The 26,339-nt window shown below is 67.4% G+C and carries 27 protein-coding genes; 3 read left to right on the forward strand and 24 right to left on the reverse strand.

Going from position 1 to position 26,339, the window contains the following annotated elements; genetic code table 11:
• Positions 1-66 precede the first annotated feature (66 nt).
• Positions 67-939: a LysR substrate-binding domain-containing protein gene (locus DIE08_RS25120; RefSeq protein WP_059607168.1), complete on the forward strand. Its 873-nt coding sequence runs from the start codon at positions 67-69 to the stop codon at positions 937-939.
• A gap of 25 nt (positions 940-964) precedes the next feature.
• Here DIE08_RS25120 and DIE08_RS25125 read toward each other — a convergent pair whose 3' ends face one another.
• The 16 genes from DIE08_RS25125 to DIE08_RS25205 all read right to left on the reverse strand — a co-directional run bounded on the left by DIE08_RS25125 (position 965) and on the right by DIE08_RS25205 (position 17,193).
• Complete coding sequence (locus tag DIE08_RS25125; RefSeq protein ID WP_124904117.1) at positions 965-1,300, reverse strand: type 1 fimbrial protein; 336 nt, start codon at positions 1,298-1,300, stop codon at positions 965-967.
• 365 nt (positions 1,301-1,665) lie between these two features.
• The gene (locus DIE08_RS25130; RefSeq protein ID WP_057924918.1) at positions 1,666-1,920 is read right to left on the reverse strand and encodes a GlsB/YeaQ/YmgE family stress response membrane protein; all 255 of its coding nucleotides are present in this window, start codon (positions 1,918-1,920) and stop codon (positions 1,666-1,668) included.
• A 146-nt stretch (positions 1,921-2,066) separates the two neighbouring features.
• Positions 2,067-2,828 (reverse strand): ABC transporter ATP-binding protein, encoded by a 762-nt coding sequence (locus tag DIE08_RS25135; protein WP_059607172.1) that lies wholly within the window; start codon positions 2,826-2,828, stop codon positions 2,067-2,069.
• Positions 2,825-3,739: an ABC transporter ATP-binding protein gene (locus DIE08_RS25140; protein ID WP_124904119.1), complete on the reverse strand. Its 915-nt coding sequence runs from the start codon at positions 3,737-3,739 to the stop codon at positions 2,825-2,827. Before DIE08_RS25140 ends, DIE08_RS25135 begins: the two co-directional genes overlap by 4 nt.
• Before the next feature lies 1 nt (position 3,740).
• A complete protein-coding gene (nikC, locus tag DIE08_RS25145) occupies positions 3,741-4,655 on the reverse strand; it encodes a nickel transporter permease (protein WP_124904121.1) in 915 nt (304 codons plus the stop codon).
• A gap of 66 nt (positions 4,656-4,721) precedes the next feature.
• The gene (locus DIE08_RS25150) at positions 4,722-5,792 is read right to left on the reverse strand and encodes an ABC transporter permease (protein ID WP_124904123.1); all 1,071 of its coding nucleotides are present in this window, start codon (positions 5,790-5,792) and stop codon (positions 4,722-4,724) included.
• Between the two features lie 10 nt (positions 5,793-5,802).
• Complete coding sequence (locus tag DIE08_RS25155; protein WP_124904125.1) at positions 5,803-7,404, reverse strand: ABC transporter substrate-binding protein; 1,602 nt, start codon at positions 7,402-7,404, stop codon at positions 5,803-5,805.
• 70 nt (positions 7,405-7,474) lie between these two features.
• The gene (gene ddpX / locus DIE08_RS25160) at positions 7,475-8,038 is read right to left on the reverse strand and encodes a D-alanyl-D-alanine dipeptidase (protein WP_059607182.1); all 564 of its coding nucleotides are present in this window, start codon (positions 8,036-8,038) and stop codon (positions 7,475-7,477) included.
• A gap of 16 nt (positions 8,039-8,054) precedes the next feature.
• Positions 8,055-8,942, reverse strand: coding sequence for a sap1 transcriptional regulator SapR (sapR, locus tag DIE08_RS25165; protein ID WP_124904127.1), 888 nt, complete (start codon positions 8,940-8,942; stop codon positions 8,055-8,057).
• 289 nt (positions 8,943-9,231) lie between these two features.
• Complete coding sequence (locus DIE08_RS25170) at positions 9,232-10,485, reverse strand: hypothetical protein (protein WP_124904129.1); 1,254 nt, start codon at positions 10,483-10,485, stop codon at positions 9,232-9,234.
• A gap of 26 nt (positions 10,486-10,511) precedes the next feature.
• Positions 10,512-11,054 carry a class I SAM-dependent methyltransferase gene (locus tag DIE08_RS25175; RefSeq protein ID WP_124623074.1) on the reverse strand — a complete coding sequence of 181 codons (543 nt, stop codon included), beginning with the start codon at positions 11,052-11,054 and terminating at the stop codon, positions 10,512-10,514.
• 79 nt (positions 11,055-11,133) lie between these two features.
• Positions 11,134-12,723 carry an ABC transporter substrate-binding protein gene (locus DIE08_RS25180; protein WP_124904131.1) on the reverse strand — a complete coding sequence of 530 codons (1,590 nt, stop codon included), beginning with the start codon at positions 12,721-12,723 and terminating at the stop codon, positions 11,134-11,136.
• Positions 12,724-12,861: 138 nt separating this feature from the next.
• Complete coding sequence (locus DIE08_RS25185; RefSeq protein WP_124623176.1) at positions 12,862-13,194, reverse strand: sugar ABC transporter ATPase; 333 nt, start codon at positions 13,192-13,194, stop codon at positions 12,862-12,864.
• Positions 13,195-13,441: 247 nt separating this feature from the next.
• The gene (locus DIE08_RS25195; protein ID WP_069227181.1) at positions 13,442-13,771 is read right to left on the reverse strand and encodes a hypothetical protein; all 330 of its coding nucleotides are present in this window, start codon (positions 13,769-13,771) and stop codon (positions 13,442-13,444) included.
• Between the two features lie 164 nt (positions 13,772-13,935).
• A complete protein-coding gene (locus tag DIE08_RS25200; protein WP_124904133.1) occupies positions 13,936-14,856 on the reverse strand; it encodes a bestrophin family protein in 921 nt (306 codons plus the stop codon).
• Positions 14,857-14,868: 12 nt separating this feature from the next.
• Positions 14,869-17,193 (reverse strand): FdhF/YdeP family oxidoreductase, encoded by a 2,325-nt coding sequence (locus tag DIE08_RS25205; protein ID WP_124904135.1) that lies wholly within the window; start codon positions 17,191-17,193, stop codon positions 14,869-14,871.
• Between the two features lie 152 nt (positions 17,194-17,345).
• Between DIE08_RS25205 and DIE08_RS25215 the strand changes: the two genes are divergently transcribed.
• Positions 17,346-18,767, forward strand: coding sequence for a PLP-dependent aminotransferase family protein (locus DIE08_RS25215; protein ID WP_124623064.1), 1,422 nt, complete (start codon positions 17,346-17,348; stop codon positions 18,765-18,767).
• Positions 18,768-18,825: 58 nt separating this feature from the next.
• On the opposite strand, the gene DIE08_RS25220 is transcribed toward DIE08_RS25215, so the two are convergent.
• Both DIE08_RS25220 and DIE08_RS25225 read right to left on the reverse strand, forming a co-directional pair.
• The gene (locus DIE08_RS25220; RefSeq protein ID WP_124904137.1) at positions 18,826-20,067 is read right to left on the reverse strand and encodes a mechanosensitive ion channel family protein; all 1,242 of its coding nucleotides are present in this window, start codon (positions 20,065-20,067) and stop codon (positions 18,826-18,828) included.
• A 256-nt stretch (positions 20,068-20,323) separates the two neighbouring features.
• Positions 20,324-21,199: a LysR substrate-binding domain-containing protein gene (locus DIE08_RS25225; RefSeq protein ID WP_124904139.1), complete on the reverse strand. Its 876-nt coding sequence runs from the start codon at positions 21,197-21,199 to the stop codon at positions 20,324-20,326.
• A gap of 95 nt (positions 21,200-21,294) precedes the next feature.
• On the opposite strand from DIE08_RS25225, the gene DIE08_RS25230 reads away from it, so the two are divergent.
• Positions 21,295-21,894 (forward strand): LysE family translocator, encoded by a 600-nt coding sequence (locus DIE08_RS25230; RefSeq protein WP_124904141.1) that lies wholly within the window; start codon positions 21,295-21,297, stop codon positions 21,892-21,894.
• Between the two features lie 29 nt (positions 21,895-21,923).
• Here the strand turns inward: DIE08_RS25230 and DIE08_RS25235 are convergent, their stop codons facing one another.
• The 6 genes from DIE08_RS25235 to DIE08_RS25260 form a co-directional block, all read right to left on the reverse strand.
• Entirely contained in the window at positions 21,924-23,378 is a 1,455-nt protein-coding gene (locus tag DIE08_RS25235) for a DHA2 family efflux MFS transporter permease subunit (RefSeq protein WP_124904143.1), read from the reverse strand.
• Positions 23,375-23,938, reverse strand: a complete 564-nt coding sequence (locus tag DIE08_RS25240) for an isochorismatase family protein (RefSeq protein ID WP_124904145.1) — start codon at positions 23,936-23,938, stop codon at positions 23,375-23,377. Before DIE08_RS25240 ends, DIE08_RS25235 begins: the two co-directional genes overlap by 4 nt.
• A gap of 68 nt (positions 23,939-24,006) precedes the next feature.
• Positions 24,007-24,462: a MarR family winged helix-turn-helix transcriptional regulator gene (locus tag DIE08_RS25245; protein WP_059607205.1), complete on the reverse strand. Its 456-nt coding sequence runs from the start codon at positions 24,460-24,462 to the stop codon at positions 24,007-24,009.
• 77 nt (positions 24,463-24,539) lie between these two features.
• Positions 24,540-24,776 carry a hypothetical protein gene (locus tag DIE08_RS25250; RefSeq protein ID WP_124904147.1) on the reverse strand — a complete coding sequence of 79 codons (237 nt, stop codon included), beginning with the start codon at positions 24,774-24,776 and terminating at the stop codon, positions 24,540-24,542.
• Between the two features lie 46 nt (positions 24,777-24,822).
• Entirely contained in the window at positions 24,823-25,890 is a 1,068-nt protein-coding gene (locus DIE08_RS25255; protein WP_124904149.1) for a serine hydrolase, read from the reverse strand.
• A 197-nt stretch (positions 25,891-26,087) separates the two neighbouring features.
• Complete coding sequence (locus DIE08_RS25260; RefSeq protein WP_174919648.1) at positions 26,088-26,324, reverse strand: hypothetical protein; 237 nt, start codon at positions 26,322-26,324, stop codon at positions 26,088-26,090.
• Between the last annotated feature and the right edge of the window lie 15 nt (positions 26,325-26,339).

The raw sequence follows: 26,339 nt of genomic DNA on the forward strand, positions 1-26,339 counted from the left end.
GCCGGTGTCGGCGCGCGGTCTTGCCGCGCCTTCGTTGGGTGCGATCGATCCGTCTACCCCTTCGTCATGCGCCGACTTCCACCCCTGCACGCGCTGCAGATCTTCTCGACGGTGGCCCGCCACCGCAGCTTCACGCGCGCGGCCGAGCAGCTGTGCCTCACGCAGGGCGCGGTAAGCCGGCAGATCCAGACACTCGAGGCGCATTACGGCTTTCCGCTGTTCAAGCGGCACGCGAAGGGCCTCACGCTGACGGCGGAGGGCGAGCAACTGTTGCCGGTGGTCAACGAGAGCTTCGCGCGGATCGAGGACATCTCGATGAAGCTCACGCGGCAGCGCACCGATCTCGCGCTGAAGGTGCCGACTTGCGTGATGCGCTGGATGCTGCCGCGCATCATGCGCTTCCAGGGCGAGCATCCCGAGCTCCACGTGCAGATCACGACCGCGTGGCAGCACATCGTCGATTTCTCGACCGAGCCGTTCGATGCGGCGGTCGTCTACGGTACGTCGCCGGGCGCCGGCGTGTTCGCGCTGCCGCTGTTCGACGAGCGCTTGACGCCGGTGTGCGCGCCCGAGCTGCGGCAGGCCGTGCCGCTCGATGCGGTCGGCGATCTCGCGCACCATACGCTGCTGCATCCGACGCGCGACCACCGCGACTGGCGCGCGTGGCTCGATCACGCGGGCGAGCGCGCCGTCGACGCGGAGCGCGGGCCGACCTTCGACACGCTCGATCTCGCGACGAACGCGGCGATGCAGGGCTTCGGCGTCGCGATCGGCGACGTGACGCTCGTCGACGACGACGTCGCCGCGCGCCGGCTCGAACGGCCGTTCGACATCGTGCTCGAGACTGGCGCCCGCTATTTCTTCGTCTATCCGGAGAGCATCGGCAGCCAGCAGAAGATCCGCGCGTTCAGCGACTGGATCGCCTGCCATCGCGACTGACGCGCGGCGTCTCCGGCAGCAGGCGCTACTGGTACGTCACGACGGCGATCATCGGCGCATGCGCGTTGCCCGCACGGTCAGGTAAAACGATTGCGCGCGAGGCCTGCGTAAAGGTCGTGGTCTTGATCGTGCGCAGGCTGGCCGCGTCGACGAACGCGACTTGCCCGCTCGCCGGGCGCGGGCAGTCGGGGCGCACGTGCGCGTGTGCGGCGTCGGCCGTGTCGAGTGCGAACGAGCACGGCGGCTCGACGATCATGCCGGTGAAGTGGATGACGCCGGACGCGCCGGCGGCAAAAGACGAGGACGACGCCAGAAGCGAGGCAGCCAGGGCAAACGAGGCGGCAAACAGGCGATGCGTCATGACAGGCTCCAGAGAGGAAGCGCGTCGCAGCGGGGCCGCTCGAATGGCAGTCCGTCAACGCTGCGATGCTGTATGCGTAAACGGCAATTCCATTGGACCTCTTGAATGACAGTACGGGAAATGACGGCAACGAGCAAATGACGCCGCATTCCTCCAATCAATTTATCTCAAATTTGTGCGGCCGCAAGTCAGGGTATTGCCGATGGCGCAAGCTCGCGGCAATCCGGCCAACGGACAGGGGTTTTGCAGGTGAATCGTTGAGAACTCAACGATTCGACGAGGGTGCGAATTGCGGGGTGCAGAAAGAAAAACGGCCGCTCGTGTGACGAGCGGCCGTTTCCGCATCGACGCGGGCGATGCGGCGGTCAGCCCGCCCGCTTGCGCACCGCGCCGACGATCACGAGCAGCACGATCGCGCCGATGATCGACGCGATCCAGCCGGCGCCCTGGCCCGGCGCATACCAGCCGGCAGCGCGGCCGACGTAGCCCGCGACGAGCGAGCCGACGACGCCGAGCACGACGGTCATCAGGATGCCCATTTTGTCGTCGCCGGGCTTGAGCGCACGGGCGAGGAGGCCGACGATGAGCCCGACCACCAGGGTTTCGATGAATTGCAGCATGAACGCCTCCCTATAGCTGTTGAGCTGTTGACGAAAGGAAATGGACCCGCGCGGTGCGCAAGGGTTCCATTCGGCGTGCGCGCCGGTGCACTGGCGCACCGACGCACGGGGTGCCGAGTATCGCACGCCCGCGCGTCGCACTCATGTCAGGCGACCGGATCGAGGCGGCGGTAGCCTTCGGTCGCGCGCAGCAGCGTGCGCGTGTAGTCTCGTGCGACCTGTCCGGCGCGCACGTCCTCGATCCGCAGCTGTTCGACGATCTCGCCATGCTGCATCACCGCGACGCGCTGGCACAGGAAGCCGATCACCGCGAGGTTGTGGCTCACGAGGATCATCGTCAGTTTGCGTTCGCGATGCAGGCGGCGCAGCAGGTTCAGGATTTCGGCCTGCACCGACACGTCGAGCGCGGACGTCGGCTCGTCGAGCAGCAACACGCGCGGCTCGACAATCAGCGCGCGCGCGATCGCGACACGCTGGCGCTGGCCGCCCGACAGCTGGTGCGGATAGCGGAAGCGGAACGACGGGCCGAGCCCGACTTCGGACAGCGCGCGGGCGATGCGCGCGTCGGCGTCGTCGATCGCGTGGATCGACAGCGGCTCGCGCAGCGTCTGGTCCACCGTGAAGCGCGGATGCAGCGACGCGTACGGATCCTGGAACACCATCTGCACGTGGCGGCGAAATGCGCGATCGGGCGTGCCGCCGACGGGCCGCCCGTCGATCGACAGGCTGCCGCCCGCGAGCGGCACGAGGCCGGTCAGCGCGCGCAGCAGCGTCGACTTGCCGGAGCCCGATTCGCCGACGAGCCCGAACACCTCGCCGTCGCGTACCGCGAAGCTGGCATCGCGCACGGCGTCGACGTGACCCGTGCGGGTCGGGAAACGGATCGATGCGTGATCGACGTCGATCATCGTGCGGCCTCCTGCGGTATGTGAGCGGTCGGCGCGGGCGCAGCGGCGTCGAGCCACGCCGGATCGCGCCGCAGCACGGGCAGTTCGTCGGGCGGGTTCACGAGCGGCGGGTTCGCCGCGAGCAGCCCGCGCGTGTAGGGATGCGTCGCATCGCGCAGGTCGCGCGCGGCGCAGGTTTCGACCACGCGCCCCGCATACATCACCGCGACGCGATCGCAGAACGACATCACGAGCGGCAGGTCGTGGCTGACGAACATCAGGCCCGTGTTGTGCCGCGCGATCATCGCGTCGAGCACCGCGAGCACCTGCATCGACACCGCGACGTCGAGCGCGGAGGTCGGCTCGTCGGCGATCAGCAGGCGTGGGCCCGTCGACACCATCATCGCGATCATCACGCGCTGGCCCATGCCGCCCGACAGCTCGTGCGGATACGCATCGGCGACGCGCGCCGGGTCGCGGATCTGCACGGCCGCGAGCGCGTCGACGATCCGCTCGCGCAGCGCGCGGCCGCGCAGGCGCGGCTCGTGCCGCCGGAACGCTTCGCCCATCTGCTTCGCGACGGTCATCACCGGGTTCAGCGAATACTTCGGATCCTGCAGGATCATCCCCATCTGGCTGCCGCACAGGCGCCGGCGTTCGCTCGCGGACATCGCGAGCAGGTCCTGGCCCGCGAAGCGCATCGTGCGGGCCGACCAGCGCGCGGATTCGGGCAGCAGGCCGAGCAGCGCGCGGCCCGTCAGCGACTTGCCGGAGCCCGATTCGCCGACGATGCCGAGCCGTTCGCCGGGCGCGAGCGTCAGCGACAGGTCGCGCACCGCGTCGGTGACGACGCCGTCGTGCCCGCGAAAGCCGATTTTCAGGCCGTCGATCTCGCAGAGCGGCGCGGGCGCGGTGGTGGAATTCATCGGCATGTCATGCTCCATGGCGGGGATCGAAGACGTCGCGCAGCCCGTCGCCGAGCAGGTTGAATGCGAGGCTCACGAGCAGGATGGCGATACCGGGCAGCGTCGCGACCCACCACGCGTCGAGCAGCACGTTGCGGCCCGACGCGACCATGAAGCCCCACTCGGGGCTCGGCGGCTGCGCGCCGAGGCCGAGAAAGCCGAGGCCCGCGACGGTGAGGATGATGCCGGCCATGTCGAGCGTCGCGCGCACGATCACCGACGACATGCACAGCGGCATGATGTAGCGCAGCAGGATCCGCGGGCCCGACGCGCCTTGCAGCCGCGCGGCGTGGATGTAGTCGGCCTGCGCGATGCGGATCGTCTCCGCGCGCGCGAGCCGCGCATACGCGGGCCACGCGGTGATCGAGATCGCAACGACCGCGTTGATCACGCCGGGCCCGAGCGCGGCCGCGAATGCGAGCGCGAGCACGATCTTCGGGAACGCGAGCGCGATGTCGGTGATGCGCATCAGCACGCTGTCGACGAAGCCGCCGCAATAGCCGGCCGTCGTGCCGATCGCGAGGCCGATCGGCACGACGATCACGACGACGAGCATCGCGATGCCGAGCGTGAGGCGAGAGCCCGCGATCATCCGCGAAAGGATGTCGCGGCCGAGCTGGTCGGTGCCGAGCCAGTGCGATGCGGAGCCGGGCGGCAGCAGCCGGTCCGACAGCACCTGGCGCAGCGGATCGTGCGGCATGATCAGCGGGCCGACGATCGCGACCACGATCAGCGTCACCAGGATCGCGAGCCCGAACAGGTTGAGCGGATTGCCCGCGAAACGGCGCCAGCGGCGGTAGGCGAGGCCGAACGCGGCCTGCGAGCGCGACGCGGGCGCATCGGAAAGCAGCCACGCGCGCAGCGTGAAATGTTCGGCATTCATGGACGGGTGGCCTTCGGCATGGTCGGTGAAGGAAGCAGGATGGAAACGGTCATGTCGAAGCGGCCCTCAGCGCGCACGCGGATCGAACACACGGTACAGCGCGTCGGTCAGCAGGTTGACGGTGATGAACATCACGCCGATCACGAGCGTCGCGCCGAGCACGGCGTTCATGTCGGCGTTCAGGAGCGCGCCGGTCAGGTACGAGCCGAGCCCCGGCCACGCGAACACGATCTCGGTCAGCACCGAGCCTTCGAGCAGGTTGCTGTACGTGAGCGCGATCACGGTGAGCAGCGGCACCGCGATGTTGCCGAACGCATGCCGCCAGATGACGCGCCGCTCGGACAAGCCCTTCGCGCGCGCGGTGACGATGTATTCCTGGCTCAGCTGGTCGAGCATGAACGAGCGCGTCATCCGGCTCAGGTACGCGACCGAGTAGTAGCCGAGGATCGCGGCCGGCAGCGCGATGTGCGACACCGCGTTGCGGAACACGTCCCACTCGCCCGCGAGCGCCGCGTCGATCAGCAGGCTGCCCGTGCGCGGGTCGACCATCCCGTCGTACACGGGATCGAGCCGGCCGGGGCCGCCGACCCAGTGCAGCCGCGCATAGAACAGCAGCAGCCCCATCAGCCCGAGCCAGAATACCGGCACCGAATTGCCGATCAGGCCGACGAAGCGTGCGATGTGGTCGATCGGCCGGTTGTGCTTCACCGCGGCCGCGACGCCGAGCGGCACGCCGATCGCGATGCCGATCACCGTCGCGATCGTCGCGAGTTCGAGCGTGGCGGGGAACACGCGCCTGATGTCGTCGAGCACCGGGTTCGACGTCAGCAGCGACATGCCGAGATTGCCGTGCAGCACGTCGCGCGCGTAGATCAGGAACTGCGTGACGAGCGGCTTGTCGAGGCCGAGCGCGATGCGCTCGGCCGCGTAGGCCTCGGCCGACGCGCGATCGCCGAGGATCGCGAGCACGGGATCGATCGGCACCTTGCGGCCGATCACGAACGTCAGCGCGAGCAGCCCTGTGAACGTGACGGCGAGCGTGAGCGCCCAGCGCAGCACGCGTAGCACCCAGCGCACGGCCGGGCGCCGCGCGGGCAGCGTGCGCAGTGCTTCGAGGGAGGAGGCGGGAGTCGACATGCGGCGAACCTTATTGCTTCTTCAGGTTACGGTACGACACGAGGTCGTTGATCGGCCCGACTTCGAGCCCGCTCACGCCGGGTCGCGTCGCGACCTGCGCGACCTTCTCGAACATGATCACGAACGGCGAGCGCGCGAGCATTTCCTTCTGCATCGCCTGGTACCGCTGCGCGCGTTGCGCGGCGGTCGGCTCGGCGAGCGCGGCGTCGGTTTCCTTCGTCAGTTGCGGAATGTCCCAGCTGTTGCGCCAGGCCAGCATCTTGTAGCTCGACTTGTCGGAGTTGTCGGGGTTCCATGCGAAACCCTGCGCGTTGCTGTGCGGGTCGATGTAGTCGGCCGACCATTCGCCGATGTAGATGTCGTGCTGGCGCGCGCGGTATTTCGCGAGCGTCTGCTTGTTGTCGCCGGGGATCAGCTGCACCTTGACGCCCGCCTGCGCGAAGTTCGCCTGCACGGCCTGCGCGATCTCCGTGTACGGATAGTCGTTGCGCACGTCCATCGTCACCGAGAAGCCGTTCGGCACGCCGGCCTTCGCGAGCAGCGCCTTCGCCTTCGCGACGTCGAGCTTGTACGGGTTCGAATTCAGCGTGCCGAGGAAGCCTTCGGGCAGGAAGGTCTGGTGCACCTTGTAGGTCGTCTTCACGACGTTGGCCTGGAGGCCCGCATAGTCGACCAGCCACTTCAGCGCTTCCTGCACGTCGGGCTTCGCGAGCGTCGGGTTCTTCGTGTTCAGGCCGAGATACAGCAGCGTCGCCTGCGGCGAGGCCGTGACTTTCGCCTTGCCCGATTTCACCACCGACGCGAGATCGTCCGGGCTCAGGTCGCGCGCCGCGTCGACGTCGCCGTTTTCCAGCAGCAGTCGCTGGCTCGCCGCTTCGGGCACGTGGCGCAGCACGATGCGCTTCATCGCGAGCGGCAGACGGTAGCCGTCGAAGCGTTGCAGCACGATGCTGTCGCTGGGCGACCACTTGACGAGCTTGTACGCGCCGGAGCCGGCCTCGTTGGTCTTCAACCACGCGTTGCCGAAGTCGTTGCCCTGCTGGTGCGACAGCAGCAATTTCTTGTCGAGCACCGACGCGGGCCACGAGCCGAGCACGTTGAGCACGAAGGTCGGCGCGTATTTGTGATCGGTCGTGATCGACACCGTCTGGTCGTCCAGCTTCTTCACGTTCGCCACGACGTTGGCCTTCGTGAGCCCGATGCCGGTCAGCACCGCGGCCGGTCCTTTGTCGAGCAGCACCGCGCGCTGGATCGACCATGCGACGTCGTCGGCCGTCAGCGGGTTGCCCGAGTGGAACTTGAGGCCCGAGCGCAGCTTGAACGTATAGGTCAGGCCGTCGGCGCTCACCGTCCACGACTGCGCGACGTCGCCGTTGAATTTCGACGGATCGCGCAGGTCCACGCGCACGAGCCGGTCGTACGTGTTCGCGACGTACTCCTCCGGCACCAGCTCGTAGATTTCGCCCGGATCGAGCGTCGTGAATTCGTCGAGCAGCGTGGCCATCACGAACATGTCCTTCGGCGTTTCCGCATGGGCGGTGGAAAGCGGAACGGCGGCGAACAGGGACGCGGCGGCCAGCGCCGCGACGAGCCGGGAGGTCGGGAATTTCATGGGCGCTTCTCCATCTGTCGTTTGAGTCGTTGAACGTGAACCTGCATGAAAAAGGGGGCGTGCAGCATCGTTACATCAGGCGCCACGGGCCGCTCGCCGCGTTGTCGATCTGCGGCAGCGCATGCGAACCGGGCAGCTCGTAGTGCCACCACTCGCTGTCGATATGCGCGAAGCCGGCCGCATGCATGACGCCGAGCAGCAGCAGCCGGTTGCGTTGCACGTGCTCGGGCAACCCCGCGTGAAAGTGGCCCGACGCGGCCACCATCTCGTCGAAGCCGGTGCCCATGTCGAGCGGCTCGCCGTTCGCGCCGACGAGCGTCAGGTCCAGCGCGGTGCCGCGGCTGTGGTTCGACCCGCGGCCGAGATCGGCGACGAAGTTCGGATCCGGCAGGAAATCCCACAGCACCTGCTGCGCCTCCGGCGGCCGGTATGCGTCGTAGATGCGCAGCGTGAAGCCGGCCTGCGCGGCGACGTCGACCGCGCGGCGCAGCGCGGCTTCGGCCGGCTCGAGCAGCAGACAGTGCGCGTTGCGGTAGATCGGCTTGCCGGTCAGGTTGTGCTCGGTCGCGTAGACGAGATCGATCTCGATGCGATGCGTGGCGGGCGTGATTTCGACGAGACGGTGATGGTTCATCGGCGGTCCGGTTGACTCAGGATTCGAATTGGTCGAACGTGCGCTGCAGTTCGCGATTGCGCGCGACGCGCCGGTCGACCGCGGGACCGAGGCGGTCGACCACGGCGGTGATCAGCAGGTTGAACAGGCAGGTGAGCGGCGCGAGCGAATCCCAGAACTGGCCGACGTCGGTCTTCACCTGCAGCAGGTCGGCCGGCCATTCGCGCGCCCACGGGCAATACAGATCGGTGACCAGCGCGAACGGCTGGCCGCGTTCGGCGGCGGCCTGGCAATAGCGGCGCGCGCTGCGCGAATACGCGCGCGTGTCGGTGACGATGCAGTACGGCCGTTCGAACTCGGAATTCAGCGAATCGACGTACGAGCCCGACTGGCCGTCGGAATAGAACACGCGCGGGCGCAGGTATTCGAGATAGCTGCTGAACGCATTGCTGATGCCGCGGGTCGACTGGATGCCGAGGATGAATACGGCATCGGCATGCGCGATCCGGTCCGCGACCTGCGCGAACACCGGTTCTTCGGCGAGCCGGTACACGTGGCGGATCGCGTCGAGCTCGCGGTCGAGCGACGACGCGAGCGTGCCGCTGCTGCGATCGCTGTCGCCTTCGCCGACGGTCGTTTGCGTGGCGGCGGCGCGGCGGTACTCGTCGAGGCGGTCGGTGATCATCCATGGACGATCGCCGTCGCCACGCAGTTCGCGTTTCAGGTCGTCGAGATTCCGGTAACCGACGCTGCGCAGGAACCGCCCGACCGAAATGCCGCTGGTGCCGGTCTGCTGCGCGATCTGGTCGGCGGTTTCGAGGCCGAGCCGATCGAGGTTCGCGAGCATGTAGCTCGCGATACGCTTCGCGGTCGGCGTCAGATCGGCAAAGCGGGATTCGACGGTATGGGCGAATGCACAGGTCATCGGTCTGTTAGATCGTTGTCATTGGATGATTCTTTGACATCTATCTAACAAAGCCAAAATCATTGGCGCCAGCGAATAAAAACTATCGTTTGTCAGAGGATGATAGGGGCGGACGTGCGCGTCCAACGAGAGGATCGCGATGGGCAACGGAGAAATTGTTCCTGTCACGCATATTTCGCGTTCATGCCTGACAGGGATAATTTGCCGGGGCGCTTCGCCGCGCGGCGCCTCGACGACATGCCGCGCGCTCGAAGCCGGGCATGCGAGCGTTCGACGCGTTGCCCATCGATTACTGCTGCATGTCCGACGTCTCGCGCAGCCGCCAGATCGCATTGCACTGCTGGCCGCCGAGGCTCGTCGAGCGCAGCGTGATGACGGTGCCGGCCGCGATCTGATACCAGAAATGCGTCATCAGTTCGGTGCCCTTGCGCTGCGCCTGTCCATCGATCAGCACCTCGCATCGCAGCGGCGACGGCGTGCCGGACGGATGCGTGATGTACACGTTCAGTCGCGCGATGTCGCGGGTCGCGGTCAACACGATCTCGTGGTTCGCGCTGCCGACGAGCATCGTGCCGCCCGGTTCGTCGATCGCCTGCAGGTACGCGCCCGCGCTGCGCTCGACCGCGGCGGAAGTGACGGTCAGCCCGGCCGAACGCACGAATCCGGTCGCGGCGATGCTGGCGGCGGCCGTGTCGGATGGCGACGGCGTGCCGTCCGACAGCGCGAACGGCACGCCGTCGCGCAATGCGGCGTCGACGTGGTTCGCGTAGTAGCGCCAGCGGTCGAGGAAGCGGATGTCGCCGGTCATGTGCAGCGCGCGGATCGGTTCGCCCTGATAGCGCAGCGTCGTGGTGCCGTTGCGCGCGTCGAACGATTCGTGAATGCCGTTCTTGCTGACGAAGTTCTGGACCGGGTCGAGCAACGCGGTTTCGCCGCGTGCGCCCCACAGGTGCAGGAACGTCGTGTCGATCCCGAAGCATTCCTGGAAGTCGGTGCCGATGCGGGCGACGCAGTCGCGCAGGTGCGCCGCGAAGCGCGCCCACGCGGTGGCCGTGCCGGCGACGAGTCCGGCCTGTAGCGCACCGCCGTGACGCGTCCGCACCTCGTCGACGACGAGGCGCCAATGCTCGTCGCGCCGCTCACCGATCAGCGGCGTGACCACGAACGTGCAGAACAGCGGGTCGGGGCACGCATACAGGCGATCGTCGGCGATCCGGGAGAACAGGTCGAAGGAGGGCGCGCAGAACCAGATGTCCGCGTCGTACAGCGCGAGTTTCGTGATGTGCGGATTGCGCGCGCAATAGCCGGCGGCCTCGATGAAGCGGCCGACCGGGAGCGCATGCGCGCTCGACGCTTCGATCACGTCGACCGACTGGCTTTCCAGGATGCGCCGCTTGTGCTCGGACAGCCCGTAGCCGATGACGGCCACCTGTCCGTCGTAACCCGTGTGCCGCAGCGACAGCAGGAACGGCACGAGCATCTCGTACCACGCGCGGTTGTTGTCGTTGATCGCCACGCAGACCGCGTGCCCGTTCGAATGCATGGTGCCTCCCGTCGCGCGTGCGCGGCTCAATAGCCGACGTGACGCTCGCAGACGACCGCGCCGCAGCCGCGGCTGTCGTGATACGTGATGTGAAACTGCTTGTTGTCCCACAGCCATTGGAATACGGCCTGGTAGACACCCGACGTGTTCATGTCGTGCAGTACGATCTTCTTGCGCGCGAGCGGGCCGAACCGGTTCAGTTCGGCGAGCGTCTGCTCGTACGTGTGCGTGGTGTCGATGAACAGCAGGTCGGATGCAAGCGGCTCCATCGCGAGATCGTCGGCGATCCTGAATTCGAAGTCGATCGCCAGTTCATTCGCCGCGTGCTTCAGCTCATCCTGGATGTGGAAATACTGATCGGTGATGTCGACCGACACCAGCCGCTTCGGCTGCGCGAGCATGAAGGCCGTCGTGGTCAGGCCGGTGAATACGCCGAGCTCGACGACGCTGTCGCATCCTTCCGCAGTGCGGGTGTAGAAGTCGAAGCGCGACGGGCTGTCGCCGAGCCAGCCGATCGGTTCGATCTTGTACTGGAGAAATTCCAGGCGCAGTTCTTGTAATGAGCGCATTGCGTGGTCCCCGAGCGAAGCATATTGGATGATGGATGCACCCGCGCGCCGGCGTCGCCGGCCGCGCGGGCAGCCGGCCTTATTTTGCCAGCGTCCGGTACGACACGAGGTCGTTGATCGGCCCGATCTCCGGCCCGGTCGTGCCGGGGCGCGTCGCGACCTGCACGACCTTCTCGAACATGATGACGAACGGCGAGTTCGCGAGCACGGCCTTCTGCAGCGCCTCGTAACGCTGCGCGCGCTTCGCGGGCGACGGCTCGACGAGCGCGGCCTCGGTGTCCTTCGTCAGTTGCGGGATGTCCCAGCTGTTGCGCCATGCGAGCATCTTCGTCTTCGACTGGTCGGAATTGTCAGGATTCCAGGCGAAGCCGCGCGCGTTGCTGTTCGGGTCCATGTAGTCCGGCGACCATTCGCCGATGAAGATGTCGTGCTGGCGCGCGCGGTACTTGCCGATCGCCTGCTTCGCATCGCCCGGAATCAGCTTCACGCGGATGCCGCCCTGCGCGAAGTTCGCCTGGAGTGCCTGTGCGATCTCGAGGTACGGATAATCGTTCGGCATGTCCATCGTCACGTCGAATCCGTTCGGCAAGCCGGCCTTCGCGAGCAGCGCCTTCGCCTTCGCGACGTTGAGCTTGTACGGGTTCGAATTCAGTGTGCCGAGGAAGCCCTCGGGCAGGAAGGTCTCGTGCACTTTGTATGTCGTGCTGACGATGTTGCGCTGGATGCCGTCGTAGTCGACCAGCCACTTCATCGCCTGTTGCACGTCGGGTTTCGCGAGATTCGGGTTCTTCGTATTCAGGCTCAGGTACAGCAGCGCCGACACCGGCCACGACGCGACCTTGATCTTGCCGGCCTTGGTCAGCGAGGCGAGGCTGTCGGGGCTCAGGTTGCGCGCGGCGTCGACGTCGCCGTTTTCCAGCAGCAACCGCTGCGCGGATGCCTCGGGCACGTGGCGCAGCACGACGCGTTTCATCGGGTACGGCGCGCGGTACTTGTCGAAACGCTGCAGCACGATGCTTTCGTTCGGCGTCCACTTGACGAGCTGGTACGGGCCCGAGCCCGCGTCGTTGGTCTTCAGCCAGGCGCTGCCGAAATCGCTGCCCTGCTGGTGCGACATCAGCAGCTTCTTGTCGAGCACCGACGCCGGACACGCGCTCAGCACGTTGAGCACGAAGCTCGGCGCGTACTTGTGGTCGGTTTCGAGCACGAAGGTCTGCGGGTCGACCGCGCGCACCTTCTGCATCACGTTCGCCTTCGTGAGGCCGAGATCGGCGAGCACGCCGGCCGGGCCCTTGTCGAGCAGGATGGTGCGCTGCAGCGACCACGCGACGTCGTCGGCGGTGACCGGGTTGCCGGAGTGGAACGTGAGACCGGGGCGCAGCTTGAACGTGTAAGTGACGCCGTCGGCGCCGACCGACCAGGATTGCGCGATCTGTCCGTCGAAGCGCGTCGGGTCCTTCAGGTCGACCCGCACGAGCCGTTCGTAGGTGTTCGCGACGTACTCGGACGGCACGAGCTCGTAGATTTCGCTCGGATCGAGGGTCGTGAATTCGCCGAGCTGGGTGGCGACGACGAAGATGCCGGGCGGCGTCGCGGCCTGCGCCGGCAGCGCCGGAACAAGCGCGACGAGCGCGGCGCTGACGAACAGCCGGGACAGCAGGTGCTTCATGCGGGCTCCGTGGAAAGGGAATCGTGGTGCGATTCTCTCATCGACGGCGGCCCGGATGAAAAAATTCGACGGACGCGCATGACGGCGCCCGGGTGACGTGGCTTGCGGGCCGGGCGGAGCGCCCGGCGCCGGTGGCGGTCAGATCACGCAGCGCGCGATCGCGAAGCGCATCGCTTCCTCGGCCGGCTCGCTGCCCGAGCCGCGCACGACCTTGACGACGGACCCGTTGCCCGACGGCGTGAGCGTGACGAAATACGAGCGCGACCCGACGGTGATGTCGGTCACGCCGTTGTGCTGCGATTGCGCAGTGTCGGACAGGCGGCTGTCGAGGCAGTTGGCGATCGCGTGGGCCGGGCGCGCGGACGACACGTAGATCATCGGTGCCGAGCCGGACGCGGCCGAATCGGACGAGGGCGCCGAGCCGCAGGCGGCGAGCAGGGCGGCGGGAAGGAGCAGCAGGAATCGTTTCATGATCGGGATCGTCGTGTGTCTCGTGTCGAGGCTGGGGCGCGGGGTACGCGAAACGCGGAGCTTCGCGACGAAACCGCCGGAATCGTGCCGTTGTTGACGGTCGATGCGGGTGGCGGCTGACGTCGAAGTATACCCGCGGCACTTGACGCGAACGGCCTGCTGAAACGATTCGATACAACAACAAGCACCCGCTGCCGCACGGCGGCAGCGGGCGTTTCAAGCGATGGCGAATCGACGCTTGCCGGCGTTACTGGCCGATCTTGTGGCTGACCGCGTTTTCCTGCTGGTTCAGCACGTGCTTTTCGCTCTGCGTAATGTGACCGCGATCCTGCGCGGCCATGTCCCGCTCTTCCTGGCGGATTTTTCGGTCGTCACGGTGCAGGCGCGCGGCCTGGGCGTGCGACATCTCGCCTTCCTTCACTTCGTGACGGATCCGGCGATTCTGGTTGGCGAGGCGCTGGTTGACCTCCTCGCGGCGCGGATGCGCTTGCTGCCACGGCGTTTCGGCGAACGCGGTGCCGGTCAGTACCGACATCAGGGTGGCGGCGATCGCGAGATGGCGGGTAAGGGCTCGCATGACGTTTTCTCCTGTCGTTGCGCGTCACGAAACGTGCGCGCTTGTGGAAAAAACGCTGTGCGCCCCCCGGCTGTTGACGTTTCCGGCTGTATCGATTGCAAGTCTTCATTACAGCGGCCAGGCCGGCCGGCCGAGCGTGCGTCGCGCGTCGGCAGGTCGGCCCGTCAGGTGAGCCGATACGCGGGGCTCGGCGTCACTTCGGCCGGCAGCGGTTCGCGGTTCAGTTCGAGCAGCGTGCGCTCGATCGTTCGCGTCATTGCATCGAGCGCGAGCTGGTTCGGTCCGTCGCCGAACGGCTCGGCGATCGCATGCGCGATCGCGTCGAGCGCGATCAGCGTATAGGCGACGAACACGGTGACGAACGGTGTCGCCGCGCCGATCGAATCGACGAGACCGAACGGCAGCAGCGCGCAGTACGCGTAGATGGTCCGGTGCAGCAGCACGTCGTACGAGAACGGGATCGGCGTCGAGGCGATGCGCTCGCAGCCGCTCACCATCGACACGAGATCGTCGAGGCGCACGTCGAGCATCCACAGCCGGGTATCGGCGAGATGGCCCGCGTCGGCGCGCGCGGCGAATGCTTCGCGTAGTTCATGGACGATCGCGATCGGTGCAAACCGGGCGGCGACGATGCGCGTATAGGTCGCGCCGTCGAGCAGCGTGCGCAGGTCCGCTGCAGGATCGGTGCCGCGCAGCTGATGCTTCAACGCATGGACGAACGCGACGACCTTGCGCACGAACGCCTGCCGTGCAGCGTCGTCGCCGTCGATCGCGCCGTAGCAGAGCGCCTGCGACACCAGCGTGCGCGTGGCGGTCAGCACGCCGCCCCACAGCTGCCGTCCCTCGCGATAGCGTTCGTAGCTCGCGTTGTTGCGAAACCCCGCGAAGATCGCGAGCGTGAGGCCGATCAGCGTGAACGGCGTCGGATTCAGCGGTACCTTCTCGCCGAGCAGGCGGCCGCCGCCCCATACCGCGACCAAGCTGATCGCGAGCGTCAGCGCGAGCTGCGGCAGGATGGTCGGCAGTACCGATCCGTTCCAGACGAGCAGCATCCGAAACCAGTGCTCGCGCGGCCGAACGATCATCGCGGCGCTCCGTCAGGCAGCGGCCGACGCCGGCGCGGCCGCGCGATGCAGCAGCACGGGCACCGACTTCGACGTCGGCGTGTTGCACACGTCGCCGACGCTGTCGAGCGGCACCAGCGGGTTCGTTTCCGGGTAGTACGCACCGATGCAGCCGCGCGGGATGTCGTATTCGACGAGCAGGAAACCGTCCGCGCGCCGCTCGATGCCGTCGTGCCACACGGTTTCCATGTCGACCCATTCGCCGGCCTTCAGGCCGAGCATCGCGAGGTCGTCGCGGTTGACGAACACCACGCGGCGCTGGCCGAATACGCCGCGATAGCGGTCGTCGAGCCCGTAGACGGTCGTGTTGTACTGGTCGTGCGAACGCGTCGTCATCAGCGTCATCAGGCGCTCGCCGTGCAGTGCGCGGGCGCGCTGGATCGGCGTGTCGGTCGGCAGCGCATGCGCGATGAAGTTCGCCTTGCCCGTCGGCGTCAGCCATTCGCGGTCGCGCGACGCGACGCGCAGGTGGAAGCCGCCCGGCCGCGCGATGCGCGCGTTGTAGTCGTAGAAGCCGTCGACGGTCGCCTCGATCGCGTCACGGATCTTCGCGTAGTCGTCCTTGTACGCGAGCCAGTCGATCTTGCCGCTGCCGAACAGCGCATGGCCGATGTGCGCGACGATCGCGGGCTCCGACATCAGGTTCGGCGACGCCGGCTTGTTCATCCCGTACGACACGTGGACCATGCTCATCGAATCCTCGACCGTCACGCCCTGCGCGCCGTTGTCCTGCAGGTCGATCTCGGTACGGCCGAGCGTCGGCAGGATCAGCGCGTCGCGGCCATGAATCAGGTGGCTGCGGTTCAGCTTCGTCGTGATGTGGACGGAGAGATCGCAGCGGCGCATGCCTTCCCACGTGCGCGGCGTGTCGGGCGTCGCCATCGCGAAGTTGCCGCCGAGACCGATCAGCACCTTCACGTGGCCTTCGAGCATGCCTTCGATGGTTTCGACGACGTCGTAGCCGTGATGGCGCGGCGGCTCGAAGTCGAACACGTGGCCGAGCCGGTCTAGGAACGCCTGCGACGGTTTTTCCTCGATGCCGACCGTGCGGTTGCCCTGCACGTTCGAGTGACCGCGCACCGGGCACAGGCCCGCACCGGGGCGGCCGACGTTGCCGCGCATCAGCATCAGGTTCGTCAGCATCTGCACGGTCGCGACCGAATGCTTGTGCTGCGTGATGCCCATGCCCCATGTCGCGATCACGCGCTCGCTGCGTGCATAAAGTTGCGCGAGGCTGTCGATCTGTTCGTACGGCACGCCGCTTTCGGCCGTCAGCGCGGACCAGCTTTCGTTGCGCAGATCTTCGGCGAACGCATCGAAGCCGGCCGTGTGCTCGCCGATGAACGCGATGTCGAGCACACGCGGCGCACCGGTGGCGCGCGCGGCGTCGTCGAGTTCGAGCACGCGCTTCGCCATTCCCTTGATCAGCGCGAAATCGCCGCCGATCGTCGGCTGGATGAACGTCGACGCGATCTTCGTGCCCGACATCGTCAGCATCTCGAGCGGGCTTTGCGGATCGGCGAAGCGTTCGAGTCCGCGTTCCTTCAGCGGGTTGATCGACACGATCGTCGCGCCGCGCTTCGCGCATTCGCGCAGCTCGCCCATCATCCGCGGATGGTTGGTTGCCGGATTCTGGCCGAATATGAGCAGCATGTCCGCGTGCTCGAAATCGTCGAGCGTGACGGTGCCCTTGCCGACGCCGACCGACGCCGGCAGCCCGCGGCTCGTCGCCTCGTGGCACATGTTCGAGCAGTCGGGGAAGTTGTTGGTGCCGTACAGCCGCACCAGCAGCTGATACAGGAACGCCGCCTCGTTGCTCGCGCGGCCGGACGTGTAGAACGCCGCCTGGTTCGGGTCCGGCAGCGCGCGCAGGTGGCGTGCGATCAGCTCGAATGCGTCGTCCCACGCGATCGGCACGTAGCGGTCGGTCCGCGCGTCGTACACCATCGGGTCGGTCAGGCGGCCGTGCTGTTCGAGTTCGAAATCCGACTGTTCGAGCAGCTCGGCGACGGTGTGCGCGGCGAAGAATTCGGGCGTCACGCGCTTGCTCGTCGCTTCGGCGGCCACGGCCTTCACGCCGTTCTCGCAGAATTCGAACGTCGAGGCATGCTGGCGGTCGGGCCACGCGCAGCCCGGGCAGTCGAAGCCGTCCGGCTGGTTCTGGCGCAGCAGCGTGCGGTAGTTGCCGCCGGCGACCTTTTCCTTGATCAGGTTGATCGTGACGGCTTTCAGCGCGCCCCAGCCGGCGGCCGGGTGGGTGTACGGTTCGATGCGCGCGGCGGCGGATTTCTTTTTCATGATGCGTGTGTCGGGGTCGATGCACGGAGAGTACGCGCAGTGTTCCGGCCGCTGTGTGTACACCTTTCGTCTTCGAAAAAGAGTACAGTTGCGGCCAATCAGGCAGTGCGGACCGCAACTGTGTTGTTGAAGGGACGTTGAAAGGGAGGCGCGTGAAGCGTTACGAACAACTGGCCGATGATCTGCAGGCGCAGATCGAGCGCGGCGTGTACCGGCCCGGCGAGCGGATTCCGTCGGTGCGCCAGGCGAGCCGGCAGCAGCAGCTCAGCGTCACGACCGTGCTGCGCGCATATCTCGTGCTCGAGAGCCGCGGGCTGATCGAGAGCCGGCCGCAGTCGGGCTATTTCGTGCGGGCGCGGGCCACGGCGCCGGCGGAGGCCGAGCTGCACGTGTCGGCGCCGGCCGACGAGCCGTCGGCAGTGGACGTGAGCCGGCTCGTGCTGTCGACGCTGCGCTCGATCGCGCGCGACGACGCGGTGCCGCTCGGTTCGCCATATCCCGATGCGTCGCAGTTCCCGGTGCAGCGTCTTGCGCGCTATGCACAGGCGATCGGCCGGCGCCGCACGCGCTGGGGCGTGATCGACGACCTGCCGCCAGGCAACCAGGAGCTGATCCGCCAGATCGCGCGGCGCTACGCGGAGCGCGGGATCCCGGTCGAGCCGGGCGAGATCGTGATGACGATCGGTGCGACGGAGGCGATCAACCTCTGCCTGCAGGCCGTCGCAAAGCCTGGCGACACGATCGCGGTGGAGTCCCCGACGTTCTACGCGATGCTGCACGCGATCGAGCGCATGGGCATGCGTGCGCTCGAGGTGGCGACCCATCCGGGCGACGGCATCGATCTGGACGCGCTCGAACGGATCCTCGCGCGCGAGCGCATCGCCGCGTGCATGGTGATGCCGAATTTCCACAATCCGCTCGGCTTCCAGATGCCCGATGCGCGCAAGCGCGCGCTCGTCGAGCTGCTCGCGAAGCATGACGTGCCCGCGATCGAGAGCGACGTCTATCACGAGCTGCATTACGGCGACACGACGCCGAGCGCGCTGAAGTCGTACGACCGCGACGGGCTCGTGCTGCATTGCGCGTCGTTCACGAAGAGCCTGTCGCCGCGCTACCGGATCGGCTGGGCGATGCCCGGCCGCTACCGCGACCAGGTCGAGAAGCTGAAATTCCTGAACACGCTCGCGACGCCCGCGATCGAGCAGCTCGCGATCGCCGAATACCTGAAGCACGACGGCTACGATTTTCATCTGCGGCGGATGCGCAAGCAGTATGCGCAGCAGGCGAGCCTGATGAGCGCGATGGTGCGGCGCTTCTTCCCGGAAGGCACGCGATTGTCGCAGCCGCAGGGCGGGTATGTGCTGTGGGTCGAGCTGCCGCCGCAGGTCGACGCGATGAAGCTGTATGCGCTCGCGCTCGCGCAGGGGATCACGATCGGGCCCGGCCACATGTTCTCGGCGACCGCCGATTACCGGCACTTCATCCGGCTCAACTACAGTTATCCGTGGTCGCGGCAGATCGAGGATGCGCTGAAGGTGGTGGGGCGGCTCGCGTCCGAGTGCGCGGGGCGGTGAGCGGCGCCACGCGCGCGAGATGCCGGCGGCGACCCGTTGCAGGCCGTCGCGGCAAGCACTATCGCGCGTGCAGCGCCGGCATGTCGGCTTGCGCCGCGCCGGCCATCCGGCGCATGTCGAAGCCCGACGGATGCTGGTACACGCGCAGCCCGAATTCCGGCAGCACCGCGATCAGGTGATCGAACAGGTCGGACTGGATCGCCTCGTAGTCGACCCAGGTCGTCGTGTCGGTGAAGCAGTACAGTTCGAGCGGAATGCCCTCGGCCGTCAGCGGCAACTGGCGCGCCATGCACGTCATGTCGCGGCGGATCCGCGGATGGCCCTTCAGGTAGTTCGCGACGTACGCGCGGAACGTGCCGAGATTCGTGAGCTGACGGCGGTTCGCCTGGCATTCGCCGGCGGCACCGAGCGTGCCGTTCCATTGCGCGATCGCGTCGACTTTGTCTTCCAGGTAGTCCTTCAGGAGCGTCAGGCGTTCGAGCCGTTCGATCTCGTCGTTGCCGAGAAAGCGCACGCTCGTCGCGTCGACGAACAGCGCGCGCTTGATGCGGCGCCCGCCGGCCTCGGTCATCCCGCGCCAGTTCTGGTAGCTTTCGGTGATCAGCTTCCAGGTCGGCACCGTGATGATCGTGTGATCGAAGTTCGCAACCTTGACCGTGTTCAACGTGATGTCGATCACGGTGCCGTCCGCGCCGGCCGATGGCATCGTGATCCAGTCGCCGATCCGCAGCATGTCGTTCGACGACAGCTGCACGCCGGCGACGAGGCCGAGCAGCGTGTCCTTGAAGATCAGCATCAGCACCGCGGACATCGCGCCGATGCCCGACAGCAGCAGACCGATCTGCTTGCCGGTCGCGTCGCCGATCACGACGAGCGCGGCCGTGATGAACATCACGAGCTTGACGAGCTGCATCGCGCCTTTCAGCGACAGGCGCGGCTGGTCGCGCCGGCTCGTGCGATGCGTGTGCTCGAGCGCGGACAGCGTCGCGCTGATCGTCATCGACACCAGGAACACGATCAGCGCGAACAGCACCTTGTCGGCGGTTTGAGCGGCCACGGCGGGGATGCCGGGCACTGCGCCGAGCCCGAGCTTGATCACGACGAACGGCACGATGCGGTTCAGCCACTTGAATGCGCCGAACTCGAACAGCGCGTCGTCGATGCGGGTGGCCGACAGCCGCGCAAGACGCGCGACCACGCGGAACAGCAGGAAATGGGCGGTGGCCGTGATCGCGCCGGCGGCGGCGAGCAGGATGAGGATGCCGACGAGCGGCGCAAACCAGGATTCGTTCAGGGTCATAAGGGCAGACAGGGTCCTTCTCGTGCGTTGAATCTGCGCCGCGATGCGGCGCGCGCCCGCTGAAGGGCACATGAAAGGGACCGTGATTGTGCCATCGGGTTCCGCCCGGATGCCGCAAATGCATGACGTAGGGCTCCGGAACATTTTCACCGTTACGTCGCACTGCCTTGTTTTCATGCCGGGCAACACATTGCGCGCATTGCCACGCAATACCCGCTCGGGGAATGTGTCGCGTAGCGGCAAGCGGGGAAGAAGGCTAGGCGGCCGCGCGCATGCGCGCGAAGCCGTTGCGCAGGTGGCGGCCCAGTTCCGCCGCAGCCGGCGTGGGCTCGCCGCGCGGCAGATGGAGGTTGATCGCGAAATTCGGCAGCGCGGGCAGGCCGCTGTCGGCGGGCAGGATGTCGAGATCGACCGGTACGGTGGACGCGAGCCAGACGGTCACCGCCAGATCGGAGCGCACGGTCGCGGCTGTTGCGTCGATGCTGCCGTTCTCGAACACCGTGCGCCATGCGCGGTCGCAGGCACGCAGTGCATCGAGCACGGTCGGGCGGAACGCGCAGGTCCGGTCGACCATCGACACGGGCAGCGGCGTCTGCAGATGGGCGCTGCCACCTTTCGCGCCGACCCAGACCAGACGGTCGACGGCGACGCATTCGCCGCGCGACGGGCCGACCGGCGCCTCGATCAACGCGACATCGATCTCGCGCTGCCTGAGCGCCTTGCGCAGTTCGGGCGACGCCGCGCACACGAGCGACAGCGCGACTTGCGGATGCGCGTGCGCATAGCCTTTCAGGATCGGCGCGAGACAACTGCCGACGAGATCCTGCGGCGCGCCGATGCGCACGGCGCCTTCCATCGCGCCGGCCGTCATGTCGGTCAGCAGCGCGTCGTGCGCGGCGAGCAGCCGGCGCGCCTGCGCGAGCAGACGCTCGCCGTCCACGGTGAGCAGCAGGTTGCGATGCTCGCGCACGAACAGCGGGCCGGACAGCGTTTCGAGCCGCGCGACCTGCTGGCTGACCGCGCCTTGCGTCAGATGCAGCGCGCGGCTCGCCGCCGTCATGCTGCCGTGATCGGCGACCGTGACGAAGGCGCGAAGCAGGGCGATGTCGAGGTTGCGTACCATAGGTCGCATTATGAATGCTAATGGAAGGCATAAAAAGCCTTCGCTTTCGTAATGCGTGGATCGCGGGTAAAACGGGGCTTCGACGACCATGACCGGGGGCCCGCGTGCCGCTTCAAGACTACTTTCCGCTGATGCTGTTCGTGATCGTGTCCACGGTGACGCCGGGTGGCGCGACAACGCTGGCGACAGCATCGGGCGCGCATTTCGGCTATCGGCGTTCGTTGCCGATGATGGCGGGCATCGCGGCCGGCCTGGCATCGATGGCCGCCGCCGCCGCGGCCGGGCTCGGCAGCGTGTTGCTGGCGCTGCCTGTGCTGCAACTCGGGATGAAGGTGCTCGGCTCGCTGTACCTGCTGTGGCTGGCCACGCGGATCGCGCGCGGCGGCAAGCCCGGCGTCGACGCGGCCGTGCATCGGCCGCAAGGGTTCGTCAGCGGCGTCTGGATGCTGTGGCACAACCCGAAGGGCTGGGCGATGACGCTCGGCGCGGCCGCGTCGTTCGCCGCGCTGGCGTCCGGCCCCGTGAGGCTCGGGATATTGATCGGGCTGGCATTCGGCGTGGCGGCGATGGCGTCGCTGTCGCTCTGGTGTTGTGCCGGGCTGCTGTTCGCGCGCGTGCTGCGCACGGAGCGGCAGTGGCGTTGCGTGAATGCCGGGTTGGGCATCCTGCTCGCGGCGTCGATCGTGCCGATGTGGCTGAAGTAGCGGCGCCACGCGCGGCGCGGCGCCGGCATTCAGCGCGAACCGGCCCGTGCGGCCCCCGCCGGCCGTCCGCCCGCGCCGCTCGACCATCGCGGTAGCCGCAGCGTCGTCACGAAGCTCGCCGCATGCAGTGCGCAAAGCAGGCCGAACGCCCACGCGTAGGCGGCCCCGTGCGTGCCGCCGGTCGACACGGATTCGGCCTGCAGCCGCCATGCGAGAAGCAGCGTGCAGATCGTCGTGAACGTCGGGCCGCCGAGGCGCTGGACGATATTGAGCGACGTCGTCGCCATCGGCAGGTTGCGCCGTTCGACCGACGCATACGCGGCGGAAATCGACGGTGCGCCGATCGCGCTCTGGCCCATCCCGCGCAGAAACAGCGCAGGCACCAGCACGTAGGGATCGTAGCCGGCCAGCGCGAGATACACGAACGGCAGCGTCGCGGCGAGCGCGAGCAGCGCGCCGGCGGCGGCCAGCCGGCGCACGCCGAACCGGCCGGTCAGCGCGCCCATCGACGGATAGGTGACGAGCATGCCGAGCCCGAGCGGCGCCAGCAGCCAGCCCATTTCGCCGGGGGAGCGGCCGCACGCTTCGATCAGGAACACCGGAATCAGCATCTGGCCCGCGTAGATCGCGCCGTTGGACAGGAACTGCGTGGCAGCGGCCGCGCCGAATACGCGCGAGCGAAACAGCGCGAGGTCGATCAGCGCATGCTCGCCCTTGCGCCGCGCGACGCGCACGAACGCGGCGAGCAGCAGCACCGAACCGGCGATCGCGGCGATGCCGGGCACCGCGTCGATGCGCTCGGCGCCATACAGGAACAGCACGAGCGCCGGCGACAGCAGCGCGAGGCCGACCCAGTCGAGTTCGTGCCGCTGCGTTTGCTCGCGGTCGCCGGGCAGGAACCACACGGCCAGCGCAAGCGCCAGTGCACCGACCGGCAGATTCACGAGAAACAGCCAGCGCCATGATGCGTGCTGCAGGATTGCACCGGCGATGACGGGCCCGAGGATCGGCGCGATCAGCACCGGCACCGCCGCATAACCGATCACGCGCGCCATCTGCTGGCCGGCCACGCGCGCGATCATCATCTGCGCCATCGGCGCGAGCAGCCCGCCGCTGACGCCCTGGAGCACGCGGAATGCGATCAGCGACGGCGCGGACCACGCGAGCCCGCACAGCGCGGACGTCAGCGTGAACGCGGCGAAACACCACAGGTATAGCGCCTTCGCGCCGATGCGGTCGACCAGCCAGCCGTTCAGCGGCAACACCAGCGTGAGGGCGAGCAGGTAGGCGCTCGTCACCCACTGGATCGTCGACAGGCTCGCGTGCAGGTCGGTCGCGAGGCTTGCCAGCGATACGTTGACGATCGTCGCGTCGAGTTGCGACAGCAGCGAGCCGAGCGTTGCGACCGCGCTGACTTTCCAGATCGATGGATCGAGCCGGCCGGCCGCATGGCCCGGCACCCGCTGAGCGCGTTTGTCGCTCACGCGCCGCGCCGGTCGAGCAGCGCGAGGATTTCTTGCGTCGGGCCCGTCTCGCCTAGACGCGGGAACAGCCGTTCGACGCTGTTCGTGTGCGCGTCGGCGTTGAGGTCGGTCATCGCGTCGACCGCGAGCGTCACGTTGTAGCCGAGCTCGTGCGCCTGGCGGGCCGTCGATTCGACGCCGATGCTCGTCGCGATGCCGGCCAGCACGATCTGTGTGACGCCGGCCGCTTTCAGGTGCGCGTCGAGACCGGTGCCGGTAAACGCGCCCCAGGTCTTCTTCGTCACGATATGGTCGCTCGGCTGGCGGTTCAGTTCGGGCAGAAGATCGGTCCAGTCGGCGGGAAGGGCATCCACACGCACCTGCTGCTGCGTGCGGCCCGGCGCGCTGCCGGCGACGTTGACGAGCACGACGGGCAGGCCGCGGCTACGGAAGGCGTCGAGCAGTTCGCGCGCACGCTCGATCACCGGTGCGACCGGGTGGGCGGTGGGCAGCGCGACGATGCCCTTCTGCAGGTCGATGACGACGAGCGCCGTTTGCGTGTCTAGACGGGTTGTGCTCATGGCTTGATGCTCCGTGAATTGGGCGAAGAAAAGCGTGCGCGCGGATGCCGCGCATCACGCAGGCGGGGTCATTGCTCGCCGATGCGCCGGATCAGCGGAATCGCGGCGGCGAGCGTGCGGATGTCTTCCGGGCCGAGCTTCTCGATCGCGGCACCGAGCCACTTGTGCTTCGCGGTGTCGCGCTTGCGACGTGCCGCGAGGCCGGCTGCGGTCAGCAGGAACAGGATCTGGCGGCCGTCGGTCGGATGAGGCTCGCGTTCGACGAGCCCGTCTTCTTCGAGGCTTGCGAGAATGGCCTTCATCGACTGCGGCTTCATCGCCTCGGCGCGAGCGAGATCGGCGGTGGTCATCGGGCCCTGTCGTTCGAGCCGCGCGAGCGCGCTCGTCTGCGACATGCCGAGCCCTTCGGATTCGATCTCGGAACGCAGCCGGCGGATCAACTGGCCGACCGCGAGGGTCAGTTCGGCGGCTACGGTATCGGCGGAAACGCCGGGTGTGCGTGGCGGTGTCATGCGGCGGATCATAGAACACGACAGTTTAACTTGCAAGTTAAACTGTCGAATTTGACCTCGATGCGGCCGGAGTGGCGGGTGGTGGCGCGTTACGCGCGGCGCGGGGACGGAATCGGCACGACGTCGTTGTACTTCGGCGATGCATCCTCGTGCAGCAGGTCGCCGAGATACTGCGCAAGTTCGTCCGCGGCGAGCGCGGACGGAATCTGCAGGTTGGCCGGCCGTCGCTTGCCTTCGGCGCCGAGATCGAACACGGCCCAGCGATCGTTCGAACGCACGACGGCGAGCAGGCGTCCGAACGCGTTGAAACGGTATTCGTCCTGCATGGCATCGCTCCTTCATGGATGAGCGCGCCGGCCGCGCGCGTCGTGCTTACTGGATCGAGCAGGCCAGCCAGCGATGGATCTTCAGTGCATCGCTCGACACGCCGGCGCGCGTCGGCGCGCCAAGCAGCACGACAGTTTCGCGGCGGCCCTTCACGTGCATGCGCATGACGACGCCGTGCCCCGATTCGTTGATGAAGCCGGTTTTCTGCATCCGGATCGGCAGGCGGCCGTAGCGGACGAGCGGATCGGAGTTCACGTACAGCAGATCGCCATCGCCGGCTTGCACGGTGGTCGACGTGTCCGTCGAGAAATAGCGGATCAGTGGATCCTGCGCGGCTGCGTCGACGAGCCGCGCGAGATCCTCGGCGGTCGACACGTTGTGCGGCGACAGGCCGGTCGGTTCGCGGAAATGCGTATGGCGCATCCCGAGCCGGCGTGCCTCGCGGTTCATCGCCTTCACGAACGCGGCGCGGCCACCCGGATAGTCGCGGCTCAGCGCGGCGGCCGCGCGATTTTCCGACGACATCAGCGCGATATGGAACATCTGGCGGCGCGACAGTTCGGCGCCGATCGGCAGCCGTGAACCGGTGAACTTGATCGTGTCGCGATCGCGCGAGGTGACGCGCAGTACGCCGTTCAGCGGCCGGTCCGCGTCGCGCGCGACGACGGCGGTCATCAGCTTCGAGATCGACGCGATCGGCCGCACCGTGCGTGCGTTGCGGGCCAGCAGCGGCGTGCCGGAGTCGACGTCGAGCACGTAGGCCGCGCGCGAGTGCAGCGAGCGCACCGCGCGCGGGCTGTAGCCGCAGCTCGCGAGCAGGCGCGGCTTCGCGGCGGGGCGTGGGTGGACCGCGTTCGTGCGTTTCGCGCGTCGGTGCGGTGCGGGCGCCGCGTGACGCTTGACCGCATGATGCTTCACGCGCGGGCGGCGATGCTTGACGGCCTTGTGCTTGCGGGTCGCGGGTTTCTTCTTGACGACTTTCGCATGCGCATGCGGCGAAGCGGTGCGATGCGGCTGCGCGGACGCGTTCGTCGCGAACGCGAGTGTCAGCAATGAGAGGGCGATGATCAGGGTGGTCCGGGCGCGAGGCAGGCGCGCGATGAGGCCGGTCAAGCGAAAGTCTCCTTTTCACGCGCGTTGCGGCGGCGCGAAATGCGTGGGCGGTCGGTGGCTGCGGAAAATTATAAGGTCGATCGCGTGGAGATGGCGATGGATGTGTGCGCATTGATGCGTGATGCGCACGGATTTCCGCTGTTTTTTTGCGGAGGGTCGAACGCGTGCGTTCGTCGGCGGGCGCCTGGCGTGTCGACTCAACGCGGCCAGTTCCGCCGCGATACGACCGCGAAGCTGATCGCGATCGAACCGCTGACGGCACGCGGCTGCGCGTCGTCCAGCGCATCGCCGAAGCGGAAGCGGCGGCCGCGGCCGTCGGCGCGTACGGTGCGACGCTCGGGCGCCGGCGCGTCGGGCTCGGTATCGCTTGCACCGGTGACGACCGTGTTGTGGGACACGTCGGTCAGGCACTCGGCCGCATGATCGAGAGGCATGATGGTGAATTCCGA

Origin of the sequence: Burkholderia sp. Bp9004 (assembly GCF_003858025.1) — a bacterium.
Taxonomy (GTDB): domain Bacteria; phylum Pseudomonadota; class Gammaproteobacteria; order Burkholderiales; family Burkholderiaceae; genus Burkholderia; species Burkholderia diffusa.

Bases quoted from the DNA above. Each gene is read 5' to 3' on its own strand.
- DIE08_RS25180 (WP_124904131.1), bottom strand. From the start codon at position 12,723: ATGAAGCACCTGCTGTCCCGGCTGTTCGTCAGCGCCGCGCTCGTCGCG.
- ddpX (WP_059607182.1), bottom strand. From the start codon at position 8,038: ATGAACCATCACCGTCTCGTCGAAATCACGCCCGCCACGCATCGCATC.
- DIE08_RS25250 (WP_124904147.1), bottom strand. From the start codon at position 24,776: ATGCAGGACGAATACCGTTTCAACGCGTTCGGACGCCTGCTCGCCGTC.
- DIE08_RS25135 (WP_059607172.1), bottom strand. From the start codon at position 2,828: ATGATCGACGTCGATCACGCATCGATCCGTTTCCCGACCCGCACGGGT.
- DIE08_RS25185 (WP_124623176.1), bottom strand. From the start codon at position 13,194: ATGAAACGATTCCTGCTGCTCCTTCCCGCCGCCCTGCTCGCCGCCTGC.
- DIE08_RS25225 (WP_124904139.1), bottom strand. From the start codon at position 21,199: ATGCGACCTATGGTACGCAACCTCGACATCGCCCTGCTTCGCGCCTTC.
- nikC (WP_124904121.1), bottom strand. From the start codon at position 4,655: ATGAATGCCGAACATTTCACGCTGCGCGCGTGGCTGCTTTCCGATGCG.
- DIE08_RS25175 (WP_124623074.1), bottom strand. From the start codon at position 11,054: ATGCGCTCATTACAAGAACTGCGCCTGGAATTTCTCCAGTACAAGATC.
- DIE08_RS25220 (WP_124904137.1), bottom strand. From the start codon at position 20,067: ATGACCCTGAACGAATCCTGGTTTGCGCCGCTCGTCGGCATCCTCATC.
- DIE08_RS25150 (WP_124904123.1), bottom strand. From the start codon at position 5,792: ATGTCGACTCCCGCCTCCTCCCTCGAAGCACTGCGCACGCTGCCCGCG.
- DIE08_RS25140 (WP_124904119.1), bottom strand. From the start codon at position 3,739: ATGCCGATGAATTCCACCACCGCGCCCGCGCCGCTCTGCGAGATCGAC.
- DIE08_RS25120 (WP_059607168.1), top strand. From the start codon at position 67: ATGCGCCGACTTCCACCCCTGCACGCGCTGCAGATCTTCTCGACGGTG.
- DIE08_RS25170 (WP_124904129.1), bottom strand. From the start codon at position 10,485: ATGCATTCGAACGGGCACGCGGTCTGCGTGGCGATCAACGACAACAAC.
- DIE08_RS25125 (WP_124904117.1), bottom strand. From the start codon at position 1,300: ATGACGCATCGCCTGTTTGCCGCCTCGTTTGCCCTGGCTGCCTCGCTT.
- DIE08_RS25260 (WP_174919648.1), bottom strand. From the start codon at position 26,324: ATGCCTCTCGATCATGCGGCCGAGTGCCTGACCGACGTGTCCCACAAC.
- DIE08_RS25245 (WP_059607205.1), bottom strand. From the start codon at position 24,462: ATGATCCGCCGCATGACACCGCCACGCACACCCGGCGTTTCCGCCGAT.
- DIE08_RS25200 (WP_124904133.1), bottom strand. From the start codon at position 14,856: ATGATCGTTCGGCCGCGCGAGCACTGGTTTCGGATGCTGCTCGTCTGG.
- DIE08_RS25130 (WP_057924918.1), bottom strand. From the start codon at position 1,920: ATGCTGCAATTCATCGAAACCCTGGTGGTCGGGCTCATCGTCGGCCTC.
- DIE08_RS25240 (WP_124904145.1), bottom strand. From the start codon at position 23,938: ATGAGCACAACCCGTCTAGACACGCAAACGGCGCTCGTCGTCATCGAC.
- DIE08_RS25205 (WP_124904135.1), bottom strand. From the start codon at position 17,193: ATGAAAAAGAAATCCGCCGCCGCGCGCATCGAACCGTACACCCACCCG.
- DIE08_RS25195 (WP_069227181.1), bottom strand. From the start codon at position 13,771: ATGCGAGCCCTTACCCGCCATCTCGCGATCGCCGCCACCCTGATGTCG.
- sapR (WP_124904127.1), bottom strand. From the start codon at position 8,942: ATGACCTGTGCATTCGCCCATACCGTCGAATCCCGCTTTGCCGATCTG.
- DIE08_RS25155 (WP_124904125.1), bottom strand. From the start codon at position 7,404: ATGAAATTCCCGACCTCCCGGCTCGTCGCGGCGCTGGCCGCCGCGTCC.